The organism is Streptomyces sp. NPDC127129 (assembly GCF_042671585.1).
Lineage (GTDB): Bacteria > Actinomycetota > Actinomycetes > Streptomycetales > Streptomycetaceae > Streptomyces.
Genome location: NZ_JBHXTV010000025.1, coordinates 50,540 through 68,598, shown reverse-complemented (window position 1 = coordinate 68,598; position 18,059 = coordinate 50,540). Strand labels below are relative to the sequence as shown.

At 72.6% G+C, this 18,059-nt stretch carries 15 protein-coding genes and 1 riboswitch; of the genes, 5 read left to right on the top strand and 10 right to left on the bottom strand.

The window, feature by feature from the left end; genetic code table 11:
* Positions 1 to 195: 195 nt before the first annotated feature.
* The 5 genes from ACFVGW_RS34445 to ACFVGW_RS34425 all read right to left on the bottom strand — a co-directional run bounded on the left by ACFVGW_RS34445 (position 196) and on the right by ACFVGW_RS34425 (position 5,132).
* The gene (locus ACFVGW_RS34445; RefSeq protein WP_385854761.1) at positions 196 to 867 is read right to left on the bottom strand and encodes a flavodoxin family protein; all 672 of its coding nucleotides are present in this window, start codon (positions 865 to 867) and stop codon (positions 196 to 198) included.
* A 134-nt stretch (positions 868 to 1,001) separates the two neighbouring features.
* Positions 1,002 to 1,946, bottom strand: a complete 945-nt coding sequence (locus tag ACFVGW_RS34440; protein ID WP_385854760.1) for an endonuclease/exonuclease/phosphatase family protein — start codon at positions 1,944 to 1,946, stop codon at positions 1,002 to 1,004.
* Between the two features lie 90 nt (positions 1,947 to 2,036).
* Complete coding sequence (locus tag ACFVGW_RS34435) at positions 2,037 to 3,251, bottom strand: amidohydrolase (RefSeq protein ID WP_385854759.1); 1,215 nt, start codon at positions 3,249 to 3,251, stop codon at positions 2,037 to 2,039.
* 82 nt (positions 3,252 to 3,333) lie between these two features.
* On the bottom strand, positions 3,334 to 4,512 hold the full coding sequence (locus tag ACFVGW_RS34430; RefSeq protein WP_385854758.1) for a YncE family protein: 1,179 nt from the start codon (positions 4,510 to 4,512) through the stop codon (positions 3,334 to 3,336).
* A complete protein-coding gene (locus tag ACFVGW_RS34425) occupies positions 4,509 to 5,132 on the bottom strand; it encodes an ankyrin repeat domain-containing protein (RefSeq protein ID WP_385854757.1) in 624 nt (207 codons plus the stop codon). The genes ACFVGW_RS34430 and ACFVGW_RS34425 overlap by 4 nt, the downstream gene beginning before the upstream one ends.
* A gap of 266 nt (positions 5,133 to 5,398) precedes the next feature.
* On the opposite strand from ACFVGW_RS34425, the gene ACFVGW_RS34420 reads away from it, so the two are divergent.
* Positions 5,399 to 6,619, top strand: a complete 1,221-nt coding sequence (locus ACFVGW_RS34420; RefSeq protein ID WP_385854756.1) for an RNA ligase — start codon at positions 5,399 to 5,401, stop codon at positions 6,617 to 6,619.
* Positions 6,620 to 6,622: 3 nt separating this feature from the next.
* Positions 6,623 to 7,540: an AAA family ATPase gene (locus ACFVGW_RS34415; RefSeq protein WP_383221692.1), complete on the top strand. Its 918-nt coding sequence runs from the start codon at positions 6,623 to 6,625 to the stop codon at positions 7,538 to 7,540.
* A gap of 6 nt (positions 7,541 to 7,546) precedes the next feature.
* Here ACFVGW_RS34415 and ACFVGW_RS34410 read toward each other — a convergent pair whose 3' ends face one another.
* Complete coding sequence (locus ACFVGW_RS34410) at positions 7,547 to 8,251, bottom strand: alpha/beta hydrolase (protein ID WP_385854755.1); 705 nt, start codon at positions 8,249 to 8,251, stop codon at positions 7,547 to 7,549.
* A 66-nt stretch (positions 8,252 to 8,317) separates the two neighbouring features.
* Between ACFVGW_RS34410 and ACFVGW_RS34405 the strand changes: the two genes are divergently transcribed.
* Positions 8,318 to 9,430, top strand: coding sequence for a CapA family protein (locus tag ACFVGW_RS34405; protein ID WP_385854754.1), 1,113 nt, complete (start codon positions 8,318 to 8,320; stop codon positions 9,428 to 9,430).
* 60 nt (positions 9,431 to 9,490) lie between these two features.
* Positions 9,491 to 10,768, top strand: a complete 1,278-nt coding sequence (locus tag ACFVGW_RS34400; RefSeq protein ID WP_385854753.1) for a phosphoribosyltransferase family protein — start codon at positions 9,491 to 9,493, stop codon at positions 10,766 to 10,768.
* Between the two features lie 8 nt (positions 10,769 to 10,776).
* Here the strand turns inward: ACFVGW_RS34400 and ACFVGW_RS34395 are convergent, their stop codons facing one another.
* The 4 genes from ACFVGW_RS34395 to ACFVGW_RS34380 form a co-directional block, all read right to left on the bottom strand.
* On the bottom strand, positions 10,777 to 11,640 hold the full coding sequence (locus ACFVGW_RS34395; RefSeq protein WP_385854752.1) for a transglycosylase SLT domain-containing protein: 864 nt from the start codon (positions 11,638 to 11,640) through the stop codon (positions 10,777 to 10,779).
* 4 nt (positions 11,641 to 11,644) lie between these two features.
* A riboswitch (cyclic di-AMP (ydaO/yuaA leader) is annotated at positions 11,645 to 11,831 on the bottom strand.
* A 285-nt stretch (positions 11,832 to 12,116) separates the two neighbouring features.
* On the bottom strand, positions 12,117 to 14,141 hold the full coding sequence (locus tag ACFVGW_RS34390; RefSeq protein ID WP_385854751.1) for a phosphocholine-specific phospholipase C: 2,025 nt from the start codon (positions 14,139 to 14,141) through the stop codon (positions 12,117 to 12,119).
* A gap of 184 nt (positions 14,142 to 14,325) precedes the next feature.
* A complete protein-coding gene (locus ACFVGW_RS34385) occupies positions 14,326 to 15,972 on the bottom strand; it encodes a SpoIIE family protein phosphatase (protein ID WP_385854750.1) in 1,647 nt (548 codons plus the stop codon).
* Positions 15,973 to 15,983: 11 nt separating this feature from the next.
* A complete protein-coding gene (locus ACFVGW_RS34380; protein WP_385854749.1) occupies positions 15,984 to 16,238 on the bottom strand; it encodes a LapA family protein in 255 nt (84 codons plus the stop codon).
* Positions 16,239 to 16,402: 164 nt separating this feature from the next.
* Here ACFVGW_RS34380 and ACFVGW_RS34375 point away from each other — a divergent pair, with 164 nt between their 5' ends.
* Entirely contained in the window at positions 16,403 to 18,019 is a 1,617-nt protein-coding gene (locus ACFVGW_RS34375) for a PAS domain-containing protein (protein ID WP_385854748.1), read from the top strand.
* Positions 18,020 to 18,059 lie beyond the last annotated feature (40 nt).

The following is an 18,059-nucleotide window of genomic DNA, read 5'->3' as shown; positions in this document are numbered from 1 at the left end:
TTTTTTTCGCGCAATCCGCGTTGGGGGGGGGTTTAAATACAAGGGCCCCTTGGGGGTCTGTCCAACCTGCCCCCCCGCGGGGGGGGCCGGGGGGGGGGGCGGGCCCCCGCCGTGTCGTTGACGGGAGTCGAAGCCGTCGGAACCGACCGTTCAGCGGTGCTCGGGGTTCTCGAAGTCGAAGCGGCAGCCGGCGTCTCACTCGGAGCGCTGGTTTCCGTGGGCGGGGATGCCGCCGGCGTCCTTGAGCATGCGGGCGAGGTGGAGCTGATTCCAGGTCATGAACGTGGTGTTGCGGTTGGTGAAGTCGTTCTCCGGCCCACCCGAGCCCTCGTCGAGGTAGGAAGGGCCGGGTCCGGCCGGGCCGACCCAGCCCGCGTCGGCCTGCGGCGGGACGACGTAGCCCAGGTGCTGCAGGCTGTAGAGGACGTTCATCGCGCAGTGCTTGGCGCCGTCCTCGTTGCCGGTGATCAGGCAACCGCCCACGCGACCGTAGTACGCGTACTGGCCGAGCTCGTTGAGGATCGACGAGCAGGCGTACAGGCGCTCGATCACCTTCTTCATGACCGAGGAGTTGTCTCCCAGCCACACAGGCCCCGCCAGGGTCAGGATGTCCGCGGCCATCACCTTCGAGTAGATGACGGGCCACTCGTCGGTCTCCCACCCGTGCTCGGTCATGTCCGGCCACACCCCGGTCGCGATGTCGATGTCCACCGCCCGCACCACCTCGACCTGCAAGCCCTGGCGCTCCATGATCCCGGTGCTGATGTCGATCAGCCCCTGAGTGTGGCTGCGCTCCGGCGACCGCTTGAGGGTGCAGTTGATCACCAGGGCGCGGAGATCGTCGTAGCGGTACGTGGACTCGGGCATCGGCCGTCTCCTCGCGGGGTGGGGTCACTGGAGTGCCGCGGTCCGTGTCCCACGCCACTCCACCACCCTCGGCGTCACCGGGCGCCGGGGCCAACGTTGGGCGACCGACCGGATGACACCGGACGGGCCCGCGGTCAGAGCCGTACGTGCGCCGCCACCGGAAGGTGGTCGCTACCGGTGGCGGGCAGCGTCCACGTCGCACCGACCTCCGCGTCGCCGCGCCCCAGTATGTGATCGATCCGGGCGAGGGGCAGGCTCGCCGGCCAGCTGAAGGCGAAGGCGTCCCGGCTTCCCCGCACCTGGGAGAGGACGGGAGCCAGTCCCCGGTCGTCGACGGTGCCGTTGAGATCGCCGAGGACGAGGACCGCGGCGGACCGGTCGGCCGCCAGGGCGCGGCCGAGCCGTGCGGCGCTCTCGTCGCGCCACGCGGTCGCATAGCCCTGCGTGGCCCGCACCCTGACCGACGGAAGGTGCGCCACGTACGTCGCCACCGGCCCGTGCGGAGCGCGGACGACGGCCCGCAGCCCCCGCTCCCAGCCGGGGGGCACCTCCGCCGGCTTCAGGTCGACGCGCGCGATGTCCGTGAGCGGGTACTTCGACCACAGCCCGACCGTCCCCACGGTCGCGTGATGCGGATGCGTCGCCGCGAGAACGAGCCGGAAGGCGGGCAGGGTCGACGGTGTCAGCTCCTGGAGCGCGACGAGATCGGGGTCGGGACCGAGGAGGATCCGCGCGACGCGCGAAGGGCTGGTGTTCTCGTCGCTCGCGTTGTGCTGGACGACCGTCAGGTCGTACGCCCGGGAGGGACCCGGCGCCGCCGACGCCAACGGCTCGTGGAACACCCCCAGCCAGACGGCGCCCACGACCAGGCACGCCACGGCGGCGAGGACGGAGCGGCGCAGGGCGGCGACCACAAGCCCGAGGGGGACGACGAGACCGAGCCAGGGCAGAAACGTCTCCGCCAGACCGACCGGGTTGCCCGGCAGCCGGGGCAGCCGGTGATGAACGAGCAGCAGCAGGCCGGCCACGGCGACGACGACCGCCGTGAGCAGCCCGCGCCTTCTTCGTGTCCCCTCCACATGACCCCCTTCCGGGGAAGGGACGTCGTCAGGGAAGATCCAGTTCCCGGCGGCGCAGGGCCGGGACAGGGCGACCGCACCGCGCGCCCGTCACACCAGGCGCCCTTCCCTCGCGACCACACGCCCCGCGCGTACCACCACGTCACGGCGCGGCTGGTCGACCACGACCTGTGGCACGCACTCGCCCTCCACCAGCATGAAGTCGGCCGGAGCACCGGTACGCAGATCGGCGCGCGGCAGCCCGAGCAGGTCCGCGCCCCCGTCCGAGGCCACCCGGAAACAGGCCTCCAGCTCCTCGTCGAGCCGGACGTCCAGCGCCCAGCCCGCCAGCCAGGCGCGGTGCAGCATGTCCGCGTTGCCGAACGGGCTCCAGTTGTCCCGTACGCCGTCCGACCCGAGACCCACGCGGACCCCCCGCTCGGCGAGGCGGCGGAACGGAAGGACCGTGTTCACCGACAGGGCGACCGTCGTCAGGGAGACCCCGGCGTCCGCGAGGACGTCCGCGATCTCGTCCAGACCGTCGCCGGACAGCTCGGCCACCGCGAACGCGTGCCCCACGTTGACCTTGCCCGCCAGACCCAGCGCCTTGGTACGGGCGGCGATGTCACGCAGCGGCCCGAGGCCCCGCTCGCCCGTGTCGTGGAGGTGGATGTCCAGGCCGAGGCCGTGGCGCTCCGCGATGCCGAAGACGGTGTCGAGCTGGCCCCCGCCGCGCCCCGCGCCGTCGAGGTCGAAGCCCGCCGGGTCGATGCCCCCGATGTGCGAGACGAGTCCGCCGGCCGCCGCCTCCTCCAGGAGCTCGGCCACACCCGGCGTACGCCCCACCCCGTGCTGCGGGAACGCGACCGCCTCGATGTCGAGGACTCCGCGCAGCTTCTCCCGCGCCGAGGCCAGGGCCTCGACGCCTTCGAGGCCGTACGCGGGAGCGACGTCGACATGGGCCCGCGTCGCCCGGGTGCCCCTGGCCGCCGCGTGCGACAGCAGCCGCAGCGTCCGCTCGGCCACGGGCGTGCGCTGTGCGCGGTGCAGCTCCACGTCGCCCTCGACGTAGGCCGCGATCCCGCGCGCGGGGCGCCGGCTGTGCCAGGGCTCGCCCCACGTCGTCTTGTCGGGGTGCAGGTGCGCGTCGACGAGGGTCGGCAGTGCCAGCCGACCGCCCCCGTCGACGTACTCCACCGCGGCCCCCTCGGGGACCGCGCCGGCTTCCGCCAGGACGCCGTCCACGGCCGTCAGATCGGTCGGAGGGCCGCCCCAGGGACGGACATCGCGGAAGACGGTGACGACGGGCGAAGCGTTCGGGACCACGGTGTGAACTCCTCGATGGGCGAGCGGAGATGTCTTCGGACGGTGATGTACCACGCGACGGTGATGTACCACGGGCCGTCGGTCAGAGGACGGCGATGCCGAGCGGGCGTTCACCGGCGGTGAGCCGCCGTGTCCCGCCGCCCTCCACGTCGACGACGGTGATGCCGTCCCACCAGCCGTCGCGGGTGAAGCCGCCCGTGACGTACGCGGTGCGGCCGTCCTCCGAGACGGCGACGTCCTCGTGCGGACCCTCCAGCGGGTAGACCCGCTCGGTGCCGTCCGGCGCCCGGACCGTCAGCGAGGGACCCTCGTCCTCCGACGGGTCGATCGGCCCCGTCCCGACGACGAACAGCGTGCCGTCGGACGTGATCGTGGCACCGTGCTGGTGCGTGTCCGCGGTCATCGGCACGATCTCCGTACGGCCGGTGCGCGGGTCGACCACCGCGAGACGCTCCCCCTCGAAGGGGAGCAACAGCCGTCCGTCCGAGGGCCGTACGACCGCGTAGTGCGGCTTGAGCCACGAGCCGAGACCGCCCTCCGTGCCGTACGGGGCGACCTCGATACGGCGCGGGTCGAGCGTGTCCGCCCGGACGACGGTCACGTCGAACGAGTCGTGGTCCGTCGCGTACACCTCGGAGCCGTCCCGCGACACGTCGACGTCGAAAGGCCGCCGGCCGACGGGGACGGTGCCGGTCACCTTCCGGCTCGTGGTGTCGATGACCTCCAAGGTGCCGTTACCGCCGGGGACGTTGACGCCGACGTAGACCCGCCCGCCGTCGGGGGAGAGGGCGATGCCCATGCCACCGCCCCGGTACTCGCCCGTGGCGACGGGGCCGGTGTCGGTCGCGTACGGGACGAGGGCGAGCCGCTCGCGGGTGCGGGTGTCGACGACGGCGACGCCCTCGGCGGTGGCCACCCAGGCGCGCCCGTCGGCGCCGACGGCCAGACCGTACGGCGCGGTCCCCACCTCGACGGAGCCGAGAGCGCCGCGCTCCGGGTCGACGAACGTGACGGTGTCGGAGCCGAAGTCGGCGACGAGGAGCGTCCCGTCGGGCGTCGGCGTGGGAGCCGTACCCGGGGGAGTCGCGGCGGAGGAGCGCGTGGGGGCCGGGGAGCGCCCGGCGGCGGAGGCGTCACCGGACCCGGACCCGGCGCCCTGGCCCGGTGCGCACCCGACGAGGACGGCCGCGACCGCGGCGGCCCCGGCCAGGACGCGCGCGCCCGCGCGGGTGCGTGGCGTCACCGTGCTCGCCTTCCTCATCGGGCCGCCCTCCGTCCGGCGCGCGCCGACGCGGCCGCGAGGAGGCCGGCGATGCCGTCGAATCCACGCCGCCGCGCGTGGTCGAGCGGGGTCGTCCCGTCGCGGTCCGCGAGCAGCGGATCCGCCCCCGCCGTGATCAGCAGCTCGACGATCTCCTCGTGCGCCCGGCCGCCGTCGCCGAGGATGACCGCCTCCAGCAGGGGGGTCCAGCCGAGCCGGTTGACGTGATCGACGTCCGTGTCCGTCTCCCGCAGGACGGCCCGTACGTACGCGACATGGCCGCACTCCGCGGCGGGGATGAGAGAGGTCCCGCCGAAGCGGTTGGTGAGCGTCAGGTCCGGGTGCGCGCGGAGCAGCACACGCATCATCGGCACACTGCCCGTCACCCCGGTGACCAGCCACGGCGTGTCCGCCCGGCTGTCCTGCGCGTCGGGATCGGCGCCCGCCTCGACCAGCAGTGCCGCGGCGTCCACCCGGTCCGCCCGCGCGGCCAGCAGCAGGGGCGTGCGGCGCTCCGCGTCACGGCACTCGACGTGTGCGCCTGCTGCGAGCGCGGCACCGACCCCGTCGGTGTCCCCCCGGTGGGCGGCCGCGAGCAGCAGCCGGTCGTTCGGATCCATGGAGGTTCTCCTTCTCACGGCTGTCGGCAGCACGGACGTCGTCCCTTCCCGTCGGACGGCGGAGGCGGGCGGTCCGCCCTCCCCACCATCGTGCGGCCGCCGGCGCGCGCCACCGGTCGGACCAGTGGATGTCCCGGGGGAGCCGACCGGTGGACCCGGGGGTCGGCCGATCGGATGACCCCCGGCGGCGCGGGCGCCGTGAAAAGCAGTGTCGGACCGGGTTCTCCGCAGGTCAGAATGGGCTTTCACCGACCAGGAGGAACCCCATGAGCCAGGCGTCCCTGACTCTCCAGGAGCTGCTGCCCCCGCAGGCGTTGGCCGAGGCCATCGATGCCGGGCACGTCACCCGCAAGGCACACCCCGAACTGCCGCTGTCGATCTACACGTACACGCGGACGTGCCAGTACGAACGCATCTGGAACCAGGTGACGACGCGGTGCCGTGGACTCGTCGCCGACGACGCGACCGGCGAGATCGTCGCGCTGCCCCTGCCGAAGTTCTTCAACATCGGTGAGCACGAGGCCGGTCAGCCCTACGCGCCCGCACTGCCCGACGAGCCCTTCGAGGTCTACGACAAGGTCGACGGCAGCCTCGCGGTGGTCTTCCACTACGCGGGCCGGTGGCAGGTGGCCTCCAAGGGGTCCTTCATCAGCGCGCAGGCGACCTGGGCGCAGCGCCGGCTCGACGGCCGGGACACCGGGGCGCTCACGCCCGGCGTCACCTACCTCGCCGAGATCCTCTACCCGCAGAACCGTATCGTCGTCGACTACGGCGACCGGCGGGACCTGGTGCTGCTCGCCGCCTTCGGCTCCGACGGCACCGAGATCCCGCTCGCCGAGGCGGCCGCCGACTGGGCCGCGATCGGCTCCGTCGTACGGACCTGGCCCGCCATGCCGCTCGACGAACTGCTCGCCCTGACCGAGTCGAACACCCTGCCCGGCGGACAGGCCGCCACCGGCACGGACGCCGAGGGCTTCGTGCTCCGCTACGCCTCCGGTGTGCGCGCCAAGGCCAAACTGAGCGAGTACGTACGCCTCCACAAGGTGCTCACCGGCGTCACCGAGCGGGACATCTGGCGCAGCCACGGCATCCAGCGCTTCGCGGGAACGTCCGTCAAGCGCCTCGCCCAGGGCCTGGGCTGCTCGGTCGCCGAGCTCGGCGGTGTGAAGTCGGCGGGCGGCCGGCCGCTGGACGCGCTCCTGGAGCAGGTGCCGGACGAGTTCGACGCCTGGGTGCGCGGGGTCATCGCCCGTCTGGAGGACGACGCCGCGGCCCGCGAGCGCGCCATCGACGAGGCGTACCGGGGCGTCGCCCACCTGGCGGCGGACCGCGGTACCTTCGCCCGGGCCGTCAAGGCGCTGCCGGTCGACGGCGACCTCCGGTCGGCCCTGTTCCTGCGCCTCGACGGGCGCCCCACGGACCTCTTCGTCTGGCGCTCCGTCAGGCCCGAGGCGTCCGACCCGTTCACGACCGATGTGGAGAACTGAGCTGTGCCCGACGTACACGTCATGACGGGGCTCCCCGCCTCGGGGAAGACGACGGCCGCCCGACGGCTCCAGACGGAGGCCGAGGGCCGGATGCGCCGAGTCAACCTCGACGACCTGCGCACCATGCTGGACGTCCCCGCCCCCGAGCGCGGCCGCTCCCACGCCCACGAGCGGACCGTCCTCGACATCCAGGACGCGGCGGTCCGCTCGGCCGTCGAGGGCGGCTTCGACGTCGTCGTCGACAACACGCACCTGACCCCGCACATCCCCAAGCGGCTGAAGGCGGCCGTCATCGGCCTCGACGCCCGTTTCGTGGTGCACGACTTCACCGACGTACCGGTCGAGGAGTGCGTACGGCGCGACGCCGCGCGCGAGCGGCCCGTCGGCGAGGAGATCATCCGGATCCTCGCCGACAAGCACACCAAGGCCACCAGGGGCGGCTGGCGGCTGACCGCCGAGTGGCTGGGCGAACGGCCCGCGGCCGTGCCGTACGTCCCCGACCCGGCGCTGCCCTCGGCGGTGCTGTGCGACATCGACGGCACCCTCGCGCTGCGCGGCGACCGCGGCCCGTACGACTTCACCCGCTGCGACCTCGACCTGCTCAACGTCTCCGTGGCCCGGGCACTGCGCGCCTTCCGCAGCGCCGAGAACGACACGATCGTGCTGCTGTCAGGGCGCAGCGAGGACCACCGCGCCCTGACCGAGGCATGGCTCGCCCGCCATGAAGTGCCGTACGACGAGCTGTGGATGCGGGCCTCGGACGACGGGCGCGGCGACGACATCGTCAAGGCGGAGCTCTTCGACGCGCACATCCGCCACCGGTTCGCGGTACGGGTCTCGCTCGACGACCGCGACCGTGTCGTCGCCCTCTGGCGCCGCATGGGCCTGCCGACCTGGCAGGTCAACTACGGCAACTTCTAGACGGCGTCACACCGGTGCCACCGCGCCGTCGAGGAGGATCCGGGCCAGCTCGTGCGGCTGGGAGAACATGGGCCAGTGGCCCGTGTCCATCCGCACGAGCCGCCACCGCTCGCTCCTCAGGAGCGCCGCCACGTCGTCGTTGGGCTCGGCGCCGTCCAGCAGGCACTTGACGTACGTCGCCGGCAGCTCACCGAGCGGGCGGGCCAGTTCGGCCGGCTCGGTGAGCGTCGCGCCCGGGTGGGGCGTCGCGCCGGCGACGAGACGCGCGATCTGCTCCTCGTCCATGCCCTGGCCCTCGAACTCCGCGGCGGCCGGCGGCGGCCAGAAGCCGCCGTTCCCGGCGATCGCCCCCTCCACCATCGGACGGCCGTCCGGCCACGCCGACACGAACGACTCACCGTCCGCCGGCACGTTGGAGTCCACGAAGACCACACGGGACAGCCGGTCGCCGATCCGCTCGGCGGCCTGACCGACCGGGATGCCCGCGTAGCTGTGCCCGACCAGGACGACGTCCCGCAGATCGTGGCCCTCGACCACGTCGACGACGTCCGTCACATGCGTCCGCTGCCCCGCCGCCACGCCCCGCCGCTCGGCGAGACCGGAGAGCGTCACCGCGTGGGCCCCGTGACCGGCGGCCCTCAGCTCGGGAACCACCTCGTCCCACGCCCACGATCCGAGCCACGCGCCTGCAACCAGTACGAATTCAGTCATGGCGCCAACGTAGCGAAGGGGTCCGACAATCGGGCCCGCCCGTCCCGCCGCGTCTACCCTGGGTGTATGGGCGGTGACCTGGTCGGACTCTTCCTCTGCGGCGACGTGATGCTCGGCCGCGGGGTGGACCAGATCCTTCCCCACGCCGGCGACCCGGCGCTCCACGAGCGGTATGTGCATGATGCACGGTCCTATGTGGCGCTCGCCGAGGAGGTCAACGGACCCATCCCGCACCGCGTGGACTACACCTACCCCTGGGGTGCCGCCCTCGACGTCCTGGACGCCGAGGCGCCCGACGTCCGTGTCACGAATCTGGAGACCGCGGTCACCACGAGCGACGAGTTCGCCCCCGGCAAGGCGGTCCACTACCGCATGCACCCCGAGAACCTGCCGAGCCTGACCGCCGCCCGCCCCGACGTCTGCGTCCTCGCCAACAACCACGTCCTGGACCACGGCCACCAGGGTCTGAACGACACTCTCGACGCCCTGGCGAAGCACGGCGTGTCCACGGTGGGAGCGGGCGAGGACGCCGAGGAGGCGACACGGCCCGTGGTCGTCCCCCTGCCCGGGGGAGGACGGTTCGTCGCGTACGCCCTGGGCATGGCCTCCAGCGGCATTCCGCGGGACTGGGCCGCCACCGCGCGGCGCGGCGGCGTCCACTTCGCCTCGGGGCCCACCCACCCCGCCGCCACCGGCCTCCTCACCCGGATCCGGGACACCAGGCGCCCCGGCGACATCGTCATGGTCTCGATCCACTGGGGTTCGAACTGGGGGTACGCGCTCTCCCGCGCCGACGTCGACTACGCGCACGAGCTGATCGACGCGGGCGTGGACGTGGTGCACGGGCACTCCTCGCACCACCCCCGCCCCCTGGAGGTCCACCGGGGCAAGCTGGTCCTCCACGGCTGCGGCGACCTGATCAACGACTACGAGGGCATCACGGGATACGAGCAGTACCGCGACGACCTGCGTCTGCTCTACCTCGTCTCGCTGAGGCCCGAGGACGGCCGACTCCTGGAGGTACGCATGATTCCCCTGCGGGCCCGCCGCCTGCGGCTGGAGCACGCCCCCCGCCGCGACGCGCGCTGGCTCCACGACGTACTGGGCCGGACCAGCCGGCCCCACGGAACGCGGGTCGACCTCGACGAGGACGGAACCCTCGTCGCACGCCCCGCCTGACGGGCGGCGGCACGCACCCGCCCGCCCGCGCACAGGCTCGACCAGGGAGACGAGCGGGACATGTACTTCACCGATCGCACCGACGCAGGACGGCAGCTCGCCGGACGCCTGGAGCATCTCAAGGGCCATGACGTCGTGGTCCTGGGGCTTCCGCGCGGTGGGGTGCCGGTCGCCGAACAGGTCGCCGACGCGCTAGGCGCGCCCCTGGACGTCTGTCTCGTACGCAAACTGGGGGTGCCGTTCCAGCCGGAGCTGGCCATGGGCGCCATCGGCGAGGGCGGCGTCCGGGTCCTCAACGACCATGTCCTGGCGGACACCCGTGTCTCCGGCGGCGAGCTGGCGGCCGTCGAGTCACGCGAGCGCGCCGTGCTCGCCCAGCGGGCCCGGCGCTACCGGGGGGACCGCCCGCCGGCCCGGCTCGACGGCCGGACGGCCGTGGTCGTCGACGACGGACTGGCGACGGGCGCCACGGCGGTCGCCGCCTGCCGGGTCGTCCGCGCGCAGGGGGCCGCGCGGATCGTCCTCGCGGTGCCGGTCGCGCCGAGCGACTGGCCCGAGCGGATCGGCCGGGAGGCGGACGAGACCGTCGCCGTCCACGAACCGGCGTTCTTCTACGCGATCGGCCAGTTCTACGACGACTTCTCGCAGACCCCGGACGAGGATGTCGTCGCCTGTCTGGAGCGCCATCACGCCGGGCGCGGGGCGGACGCCCGGGACCCGGAGGTGCGCATCCCGGCCGGGGAGGTGCGGCTCGCGGGCCATCTGGTGGTGCCCGACGGCGCCCCGGGGGTCGTGCTCTTCGCCCACGGCAGCGGCAGCAGCCGGCACAGCCCCCGCAACCGGGCCGTCGCGGAGAGCCTGAACCGCGCCGGTCTCGGCACGCTCCTGTTCGACCTGCTCACCGAGGAGGAGGCCGACGACCGCGGCAATGTCTTCGACACGGAGCTGCTGGCCGGCCGGCTGGCCCGGGCCGCGCACTGGCTGGTGGGCCGTCCGGGCCTCGACGGCCTGCGGATCGGCTACTTCGGCGCCAGCACCGGCGCCGCGGCCGCGCTCTGGGCTGCGGCCGACCCGCTCTCCGACGTGGCCGCCGTCGTCTCACGCGGCGGACGCCCTGACCTCGCCGGGTCGCGCCTCGCGCAGGTGCGCGCGCCGACGCTGCTGATCGTGGGGGGCCGCGACCCGCTCGTACAGGAGCTGAACGAGGCGGCGCAGGCGCGGCTCACCTGCGAGAACCGGCTCGTCGTCGTCGCCGGGGCCGGGCACCTCTTCGAGGAGCCCGGCACGCTGGAAGAGGTCGGCGGACTCGCCTCGGGCTGGTTCGCCGACCACTTCTAGGGCGTCCGTCAGTACGGTCCGTTGACGTTGTCGATGGAGCCGTAGCGGTCCGCGGCGTAGTTGCAGGCCGCGGTGATGTTGGCGACCGGGTCGAACAGGTCCATGGACGTACCGGGGACGTGGTAGGCCAGGAAGGTCGGCTCGATCACCTGCAGGAGACCCTTGGACGGGGTGCCCTTGACGGCGTTGGAGTCCCAGAGGTTGATGGCCTGCGGGTTGCCGGAGGACTCGCGCATGATGTTGCGGTGGATCCCCTCGTACGAACCGGGGATTCCGTACTTCTGCAGGACGTCGAGCGACTCGCGGATCCAGCCGTCGAGGTCGTTGGTGTAGCTCTTGGCAGCGGCCGGGGCTGCCTTGGCCGGGGCGGCCTTGGCCACGGTCTTGGTCGCGGCGGCGCCGGGAGCGGCGCTGCGCTGCTGCGAGCGGTCGGCGCGGTCCGTGCTCGTCGTACGGGCCGGAGCCTTCTGCTGCTTCGTCGCGGCAGCGGGCTTTCCGCTCAGCGTGAGTTCCAGTCCCGGACGAATAAGTGACGGGTTGTCACCGACGGCCTTGCGATTCGCCTTGTACAGGGCCTTCCAGCCGCCCCGCACACCCTGTTCGTGCGCGATCACGGAAAGGGAGTCACCACGGACGACGGTATAGATCTTGGCGGAATTCCCGGCGGTGGGAACGGATTCCGCGATCTTCGCCGGGCTGTTGAAGACGGTCTTCTCGATGGGTGCGACCGTGGGCGCGGCGTTCGGCGCCGCGTGCGCGGTGGCCGTGGCGACGAGGGGGAGAGCCAGTGCGGCTCCACCCGTGCTCGCCAGGGCGATACCGCGGCTGAGGGGACGTCGCTTGGGGCGCCGGTGCTTACCGTGAGCGGACATGCAGGATTCCTCTCCGGCGCCTGCGGGGTGAGCTGTCGGGTTCGGGCTGGAGCTGCCCGGCCGCACACGTGCGGCTTCACCCCAAGCCGCTCCGGAAATCCGGGCCGGCGAAAAAACTGGGTCCCCCGCTCCTGCCGACGGGTGAATGGCTGGTCTTTTCGGACGGTGGCAGGATTCGGCGATCCGTCCGGGTCGAGGTGACCGTAGGCGAGGAATGTCGGAGGGAACAAGGTGGGGCATGGATGCGAAATGAACAGGAAATTCAGAAATGCGTTCCCGGTGATCACGGCCGCGCCGAACTGCCGTGCGGCGTAAGGGGAGGGGCTCGTTCCGCGGAGGTTGCCTCCCGCTCGCGTGATTCATGTCACCCGGGCCCCCAAAACGGTCATACGGGCAATTTCGATCCAGCCGAGAAAAGGGACACAAGGGCATGAAATTGCCCTTGTGTCCCTTTTGGTCGGAAGTGGTGGTGCGCGTCAGCCCGTGACGCTGGGGGCGCCGGTCTCGATGTGGCCGGTGTACCGGCGCGACCAGGTGCCGTCGACGTCTGCCGTGATCGTGAAGTCGTACCAGCCGTTGCTGTACGCCACCGCGTTGAAGAAGTCCTCACGCGAGGAGTTCGCCGGGACCGTGTACGTCCACGGCCCGTCCGTGCGGTAGGCGTTCGAGCGGATCGTGAAGGTGACCGGACCGGCGGAGGCGTTGGTCATCCTGAGGTAGAGCGCCGTCTTCCCGGTGCCCGGCTCGGTCGCGTACCGCGCCGCCACCTCGATCGCCTTGCCGGCCTTCGACGCGTCCCCGATGAAGCGCCGCAGGAAGCGGTTCGGGCCCATCATCGAGATGTCGTACTTGCCCGACCCGGACCCGAGCCCGATGTTGAAGTAGTCCGTGGCGGTCGCGCCCGGGTCCACGGTGTACTGCCAGGCCGCGGTGTCCCGGTGCTGGTGCGGGTGGATCGTGAAGTGGGCGGCCCGCTTCGCCTCCGCGCCCTGGTTCGTCATCGAGAACCAGGCGAGGATCTTGCCCGCAGCGCCGAACTCGAACCGGTCGAGGTTCCCGTTGACCTGGTACGGCACGGCGCGCGCCGGACGGGTGCCGGCCTCCTGTGCCGGCAGGGCGTTGTCCTGCGGCACCGGGTTCGGCAGCGGGCCGCAGGTGGACTGCCCGATGACCTTGGCGGTGGAGGGGAGGCCCGTGGGGACTCCGTACACCGGGCGCGCGAAGTCGAACACGCCCGTCAGGTCGCCCGTGACCTTCCGGCGCCAGGCGCTGATGTTCGGGCAGGTCGCCGGGGTGCCGAGGGCGGCCGTCCAGGTCTCCATGAAGCGCAGGACCGAGGTGTGGTCGAAGACCTCGGAGCTGACCCAGCCGCCGCGCGTCCAGGGCGACATGACGAGCATCGGGACGCGGAAACCCAGGCCGATCGGCACGCCGTCGATGTATTCGCCCGGGGTGCCGGGCGGGGCGACCGGCGGCGGCACGTGGTCGAAGAACCCGTCGTTCTCGTCGTAGTTGAGGAACAGCACGGTCGAGTCGAAGACCTCGGGGTTCGCGGCCAGCGCGCGGTGGACCAGGTCGACGAAGTGCGCGCCGTCGCCCGGAGGGGCGTAGGGGTGCTCGGAGAACGCCTCGCTCGCCACCACCCAGGAGACCTGCGGGAGCGTCCCGGCGACCGCGTCGGCGCGGATCGCGGCGGCGATGTCGTCCGGGGTGGACCCGGTGACCTTCGGCACGGAGTCCATGCCGCGGTCGTACAACGGGTCACCCGGCCGCGCGTCGGTGAACTTCTTGAAGTACGCGAGGCCGTTGTCGCCGTAGTTGTCCTGGGCGTTCTGGTAGACCTTCCAGCTCACCCCGGCCCGCTGGAGCGCCTCGGCGTACGTCTCCCAGGTGAGCCCGGACTCCTCGCCGCCGTCCTTGCTGGAGGGGTCGATCCTGCCGCTCCAGAGGAAGGTGCGGTTCGGTCCCGTGGCGCTGAGCGCCGAGCAGAAGTACGCGTCGCAGACGGTGTAGTTGTCGGCGAGGGCGTAGTGGAACGGGATGTCGCCGCGGTCGAGGTAGCCGAGGGTGCGGGTGTTGCCGACACCCATGACCCAGTTGTCCATCCGGCCCTTGTTCCACGCCGCGTGCTGCGAGGTCCAGCTGTGCGGCAGGTCTCCGTTGCACTGCGCCAGGGTCTCCCCGTCGACGCCGCCCGCCGGCGGGGTGGCGCTCAGCTTCCAGGGGTACTGCCGGCCGCCCCAGTTGGGCTGGTTGAACATGCCCCAGCCGCCCGGGATGTTTCCCGCCGCCCGGTCGGCGAAGCCGCGGACGCCGCGGAGCCTGCCGAAGTAGTGGTCGAAGCTGCGGTTCTCCTGCATGAGGATCACGACGTGCTTGACGTCGGTGATGGTGCCGGTCGCGCCGGTGGCGGCGGCCGACGCCGTTCCCGCGGGCAGCGTCGCACCCGCCACGAGCCCTGCCCCGATCCCGACGAATCCCCTGCGGCTGATGGGAGTCATGCCCCGCCTCTCGTGTCACCGCGTGCCCGCTTGGCACACGGTGGACAGGATGAGGGAGGTGAACCTAAAGGTATACATCCGCGCAGTAATTCTTTGGTGAACTTCAGAAGGTCAGCGGTTCGTGCGGATTTGATTGGTCCCGAATCGAACCAAAGAGGTGGGGCGCGGGTCTGGGGCGGGCCGTCTAGGTGAGGATGTCGGTGCCGTCCCGGCGCAGCATCAGCAGCGCCGCGTCGTCCTCCGCGAGCGGTCCGCCCGCGAGGGAGCCGAGGAGGTGGTCGGCCAGCTCCTCCAGGTCGGGCGGTCCGGCGGAGAAGGCGGCGGCCAGCCGCGAGAGCCCGACGTCGAAGTCCTCACCCGGCTTCTCGACCAGCCCGTCGGAGTAGAGCAGCAGTGTCTCGCCCGGCGCCAGATGAGCCGTCGTGTACGGATACGCGGCGAGCCCCCAGGCCGAGGGGAGTCCCAGCGGCGGGCCGCCCGCGAGGCGCAGGCATTCGACGGTGCCGTCCGCGTGGCGGAGCAGCGGCGGCGGATGGCCCGCGTTCGCCGCGCGCACCTCGCCCGTGGCGAGCGCGACCCGGAGATAGGCGCAGGTCGCGAAGCGGTCGGCGTCCAGGTCGGCGAGGAACGCCGACGCCTTCCCCAGGACGCTGTCGCACCCGTGGCCCTCCGCCGCGTACGCGGTCATCGCGACGCGCACCTGGCCCATGAGCGCCGCGGCCTCGATGTCGTGCCCCTGCACGTCACCGATCGCGAGCCCCAGGCCCCCGTCGGGCAGCACCACCGCGTCGTACCAGTCGCCACCGACCCGTACCCCCTGGCGCGCGGTCCGGTAGCGCACCGCGATCCGGCCCCCGGGCGTCACCGGGATCCGGCGGGGCAGCATGGAGTTCTGCAGACCCGAAGCGATCTCCCGCGACCGGTCGAGCGCCAGCACGCGGTGCACCGCCCGGGCGACCGCCTTCGCCCAGGCCTTCATCAGGGTGTGGTCCGCGAGGGTGAAGACGGACCGGTCGTCGTAGAAGATGCCCAGGGCGCCGAGCGGATCCCCGTCGTCGACCAGCGGCAGGAACGCGCCGGCCGTCGCCTCGAAACCGTGCCGATGGCGGGCCAGCCGTGGATAGCGGTCGAGGAAGGCGTGGACCGAGGTGAAGAAGAGCGGACTGCTCGTGCGTACGGCGTCGTTCAACGGCCAGGAGTCCGCGAGCCGCGACTTCCGCGGGAACCCGGCCGCGTCCGGGGCGAGGACGGTGCGGACCATCTGAAGGCGCCCCTGCTCCAGCACCCCGAGCGACATCGCCTTCGCGCCGAGCGGGCGCAGACCCACCTCGTCGCCGAGGACCGCGGAGACCTCGCGCACGCTCATGGCCCGGGCGAGCGCGAGCGCGCCCTCGCCCAGAGCGCGCAGCGGATCCTGAGCCTCCTCGCCCGGCAGCCGCAACGCGGAGTGCGCCAGGTCCGGCGTGGCGTCCCCGACCACCCCCACGACCCGGATCCCGCCGCCCCGGGGCTCCCGGACGACGCTGCCCCGGGCGTGCGTCCAGCGGCTGCGCCCGTCCCGGGGAAGCACGCGGAAGAAGGCGCTGTACGTGTCGCGCCGGCCGGCCAGGAGATCCGCCGAGAGGCCGGAGAGCAGCGCCCAGTCCGCCGGGTGGATCCGCGGGCGCAGATCGTCGGCGCGGCCGGTGAGCTCTTCCGGGAGCAGATCGAACACCGTCCGGGCGACCGCGTCCAGGGCCAGGCGCCCGCTGGCCGGATCCCATGCGAAACAGCCCACGCCGTTCGCCGTGAGCGCCTCGCCGGGCTCCAGCCTCGGGCCCCTGCCGCCCATGCGGGTGCCGGTCAGCGCCGGGCGCGCCGACGGGCGATGAACAGGCCGAGGACGATCCCCACGAGCAGCGTGACCGTGAGGACGCTCCAGAGCGGCAGTGTGACCTCCGGGATCCACAGGCGGATCGTGACCGAGCCGGTGTTCGCGGCGATGAACCAGATGGCGAGCGCCGCGAGTACCAGGAAACCGATCGTGCGCAGCCGCATGTCCCGGCCCTTGACGGTCACGGTCGGGGGCGGATGAGGCGCTGATTCCTTACGGGCCATGAGGCCTATTATCGGACGTTTCGGTCGAATGTGCTGGCTGTCGTGGGCCCGCCGCGGCCGGGATGCCCCGGTCCGCGCCGAGGGTTAGGCTGCCTCGACGACCGCGGATGTCCGCCGGCGCATGCCCGCCGGCCGACGTCAGTCGACGCCGAGTGCGAGGCGCGATGGCAGAGCGTGAGGAACGAGCCGGGCAGCAACCCCACGAGGTGACCGCGGGCCCCGAGGGACGGGAAGCCTCCGGGCTGCGTGGTGTGCCCGATCGGGAAGCCGTCGCCGTCTTCGACGAGTCCGGTCTGGTCGTCGTCTGGACCCGGGCGGCCGAACGCCTCCTGGGCGTCGAGCGGGCCGCCATCCTCGGCCGCTCCGTGACCGAACTGCTCGCGCTCGTCGACGTCAAGGACCTGACCGAGGGGGTGACGGTCGGCCCCGTGGGGGAGGGGGACCCTCCCGGCCGCTGGGGTCTGTGGCCCGCCGGTCCGCTCCCCGGGGGGATCCGGTCCGGGGTCCTCGACGCCGTCTTCACCCAGTCCCCGGTCGGCCTGCACGTGCTCGACGCCGACATGCGCGTCCTCCGGATCAACTCGGCGGCCGCCGGGATGCGCGGGACCTCCGAGCGGGACATCGTCGGCCGGCCGTTCTCCGAGGTCTACTCCCGCTTCGGCTCGGGAGGGATGGAGGACGCCCTCCGTGAGGTCTTGGCCTCGGGTGTGCCCCTCTTCGAACAGCGGGTCGCGGGCTACCCCCTCGTGGATCCCGCACGCGAGCACGTCTTCTCCGTCTCCGTCTTCCGGCTCGAGGACGACCTCGGCCGCCCTCTCGGCCTCGTCGCCTCCTCCGTCGACGTCACCGCTCGCGACCGGGCCCGCGACCGCCTGGCCGTGCTGCACCGCGTCCACGCACGGATGGGGCTCCGTCTGGACCCCGTACAGTGCGCCCGGGAACTCGTCCGGGCCGTCGTGCCCACCTTCGCCGATGTCGCCACCGTTGCCCTCACCTCCGCGGAGCTCCAGAGCCCCGGCACGGACGCGGCATCGGGGGACGCGACGCTGCGCTGCGTCGCCGGGTGGCCTCCCGAGAACGACGAGGCGCCCGAGGTGGGTTCCGCCCAGGACCCGCCCGACTGCGACGCACGAGGGTCCGCTCCGTACGTCGAGGAGCCGGACGGGGCCGGGCCCACCCTCGTCGTGCCCCTCACCGCGCGCGGCGTCCTCCTCGGCGTCGCCCGTCTCTCCCGGCCGCGCAGGCCCGACCCCTTCGAGGAGGACGATCTGCGGCTCGCGGCGGATCTCGCCGCGCACACCGCCGTCTGCGTCGACAACGCGCGGCGCTACGAACACGACCACGCGGTGGCTCTCGCCCTCAAGGGCAACCTCGTCCGGGGCGGCCGCACCGGGCGAGGCGCGATGGAGACGGCACACCGCTACCTCCCCACCGGCCTCGGCACCGGCGCCTGGTTCGACGTCATCCCGCTGTCCGCCAGCCGAGTCGCCCTGACGGTCGGCCATGTCGCCGGCGTCGGACCGGAGGCCATGGCGGCCATGGTCCAGCTCCGGTCGGCCGTCCAGGTGTTGTCCACCCTCGACCTCGATCCGCACGACCTGCTCGCACGACTGGACGACACCACCCGCCGCCTCGGCGAGGAACGCTCGGCCGCCGGTACGGGCGGACCGCTGACGGCCCGATGCGTGTACGCGGTGCACGATCCGGTCACCGAGACCTGCGCGATCGCCCGCGCCGGTGATCAGACCGTCCTCGTCGGCCACCCCGGCGGAAGCGGGTAGAGCGGTCTCCTGGAGGAGGCCACCGCGCTGGGCGGGGAAG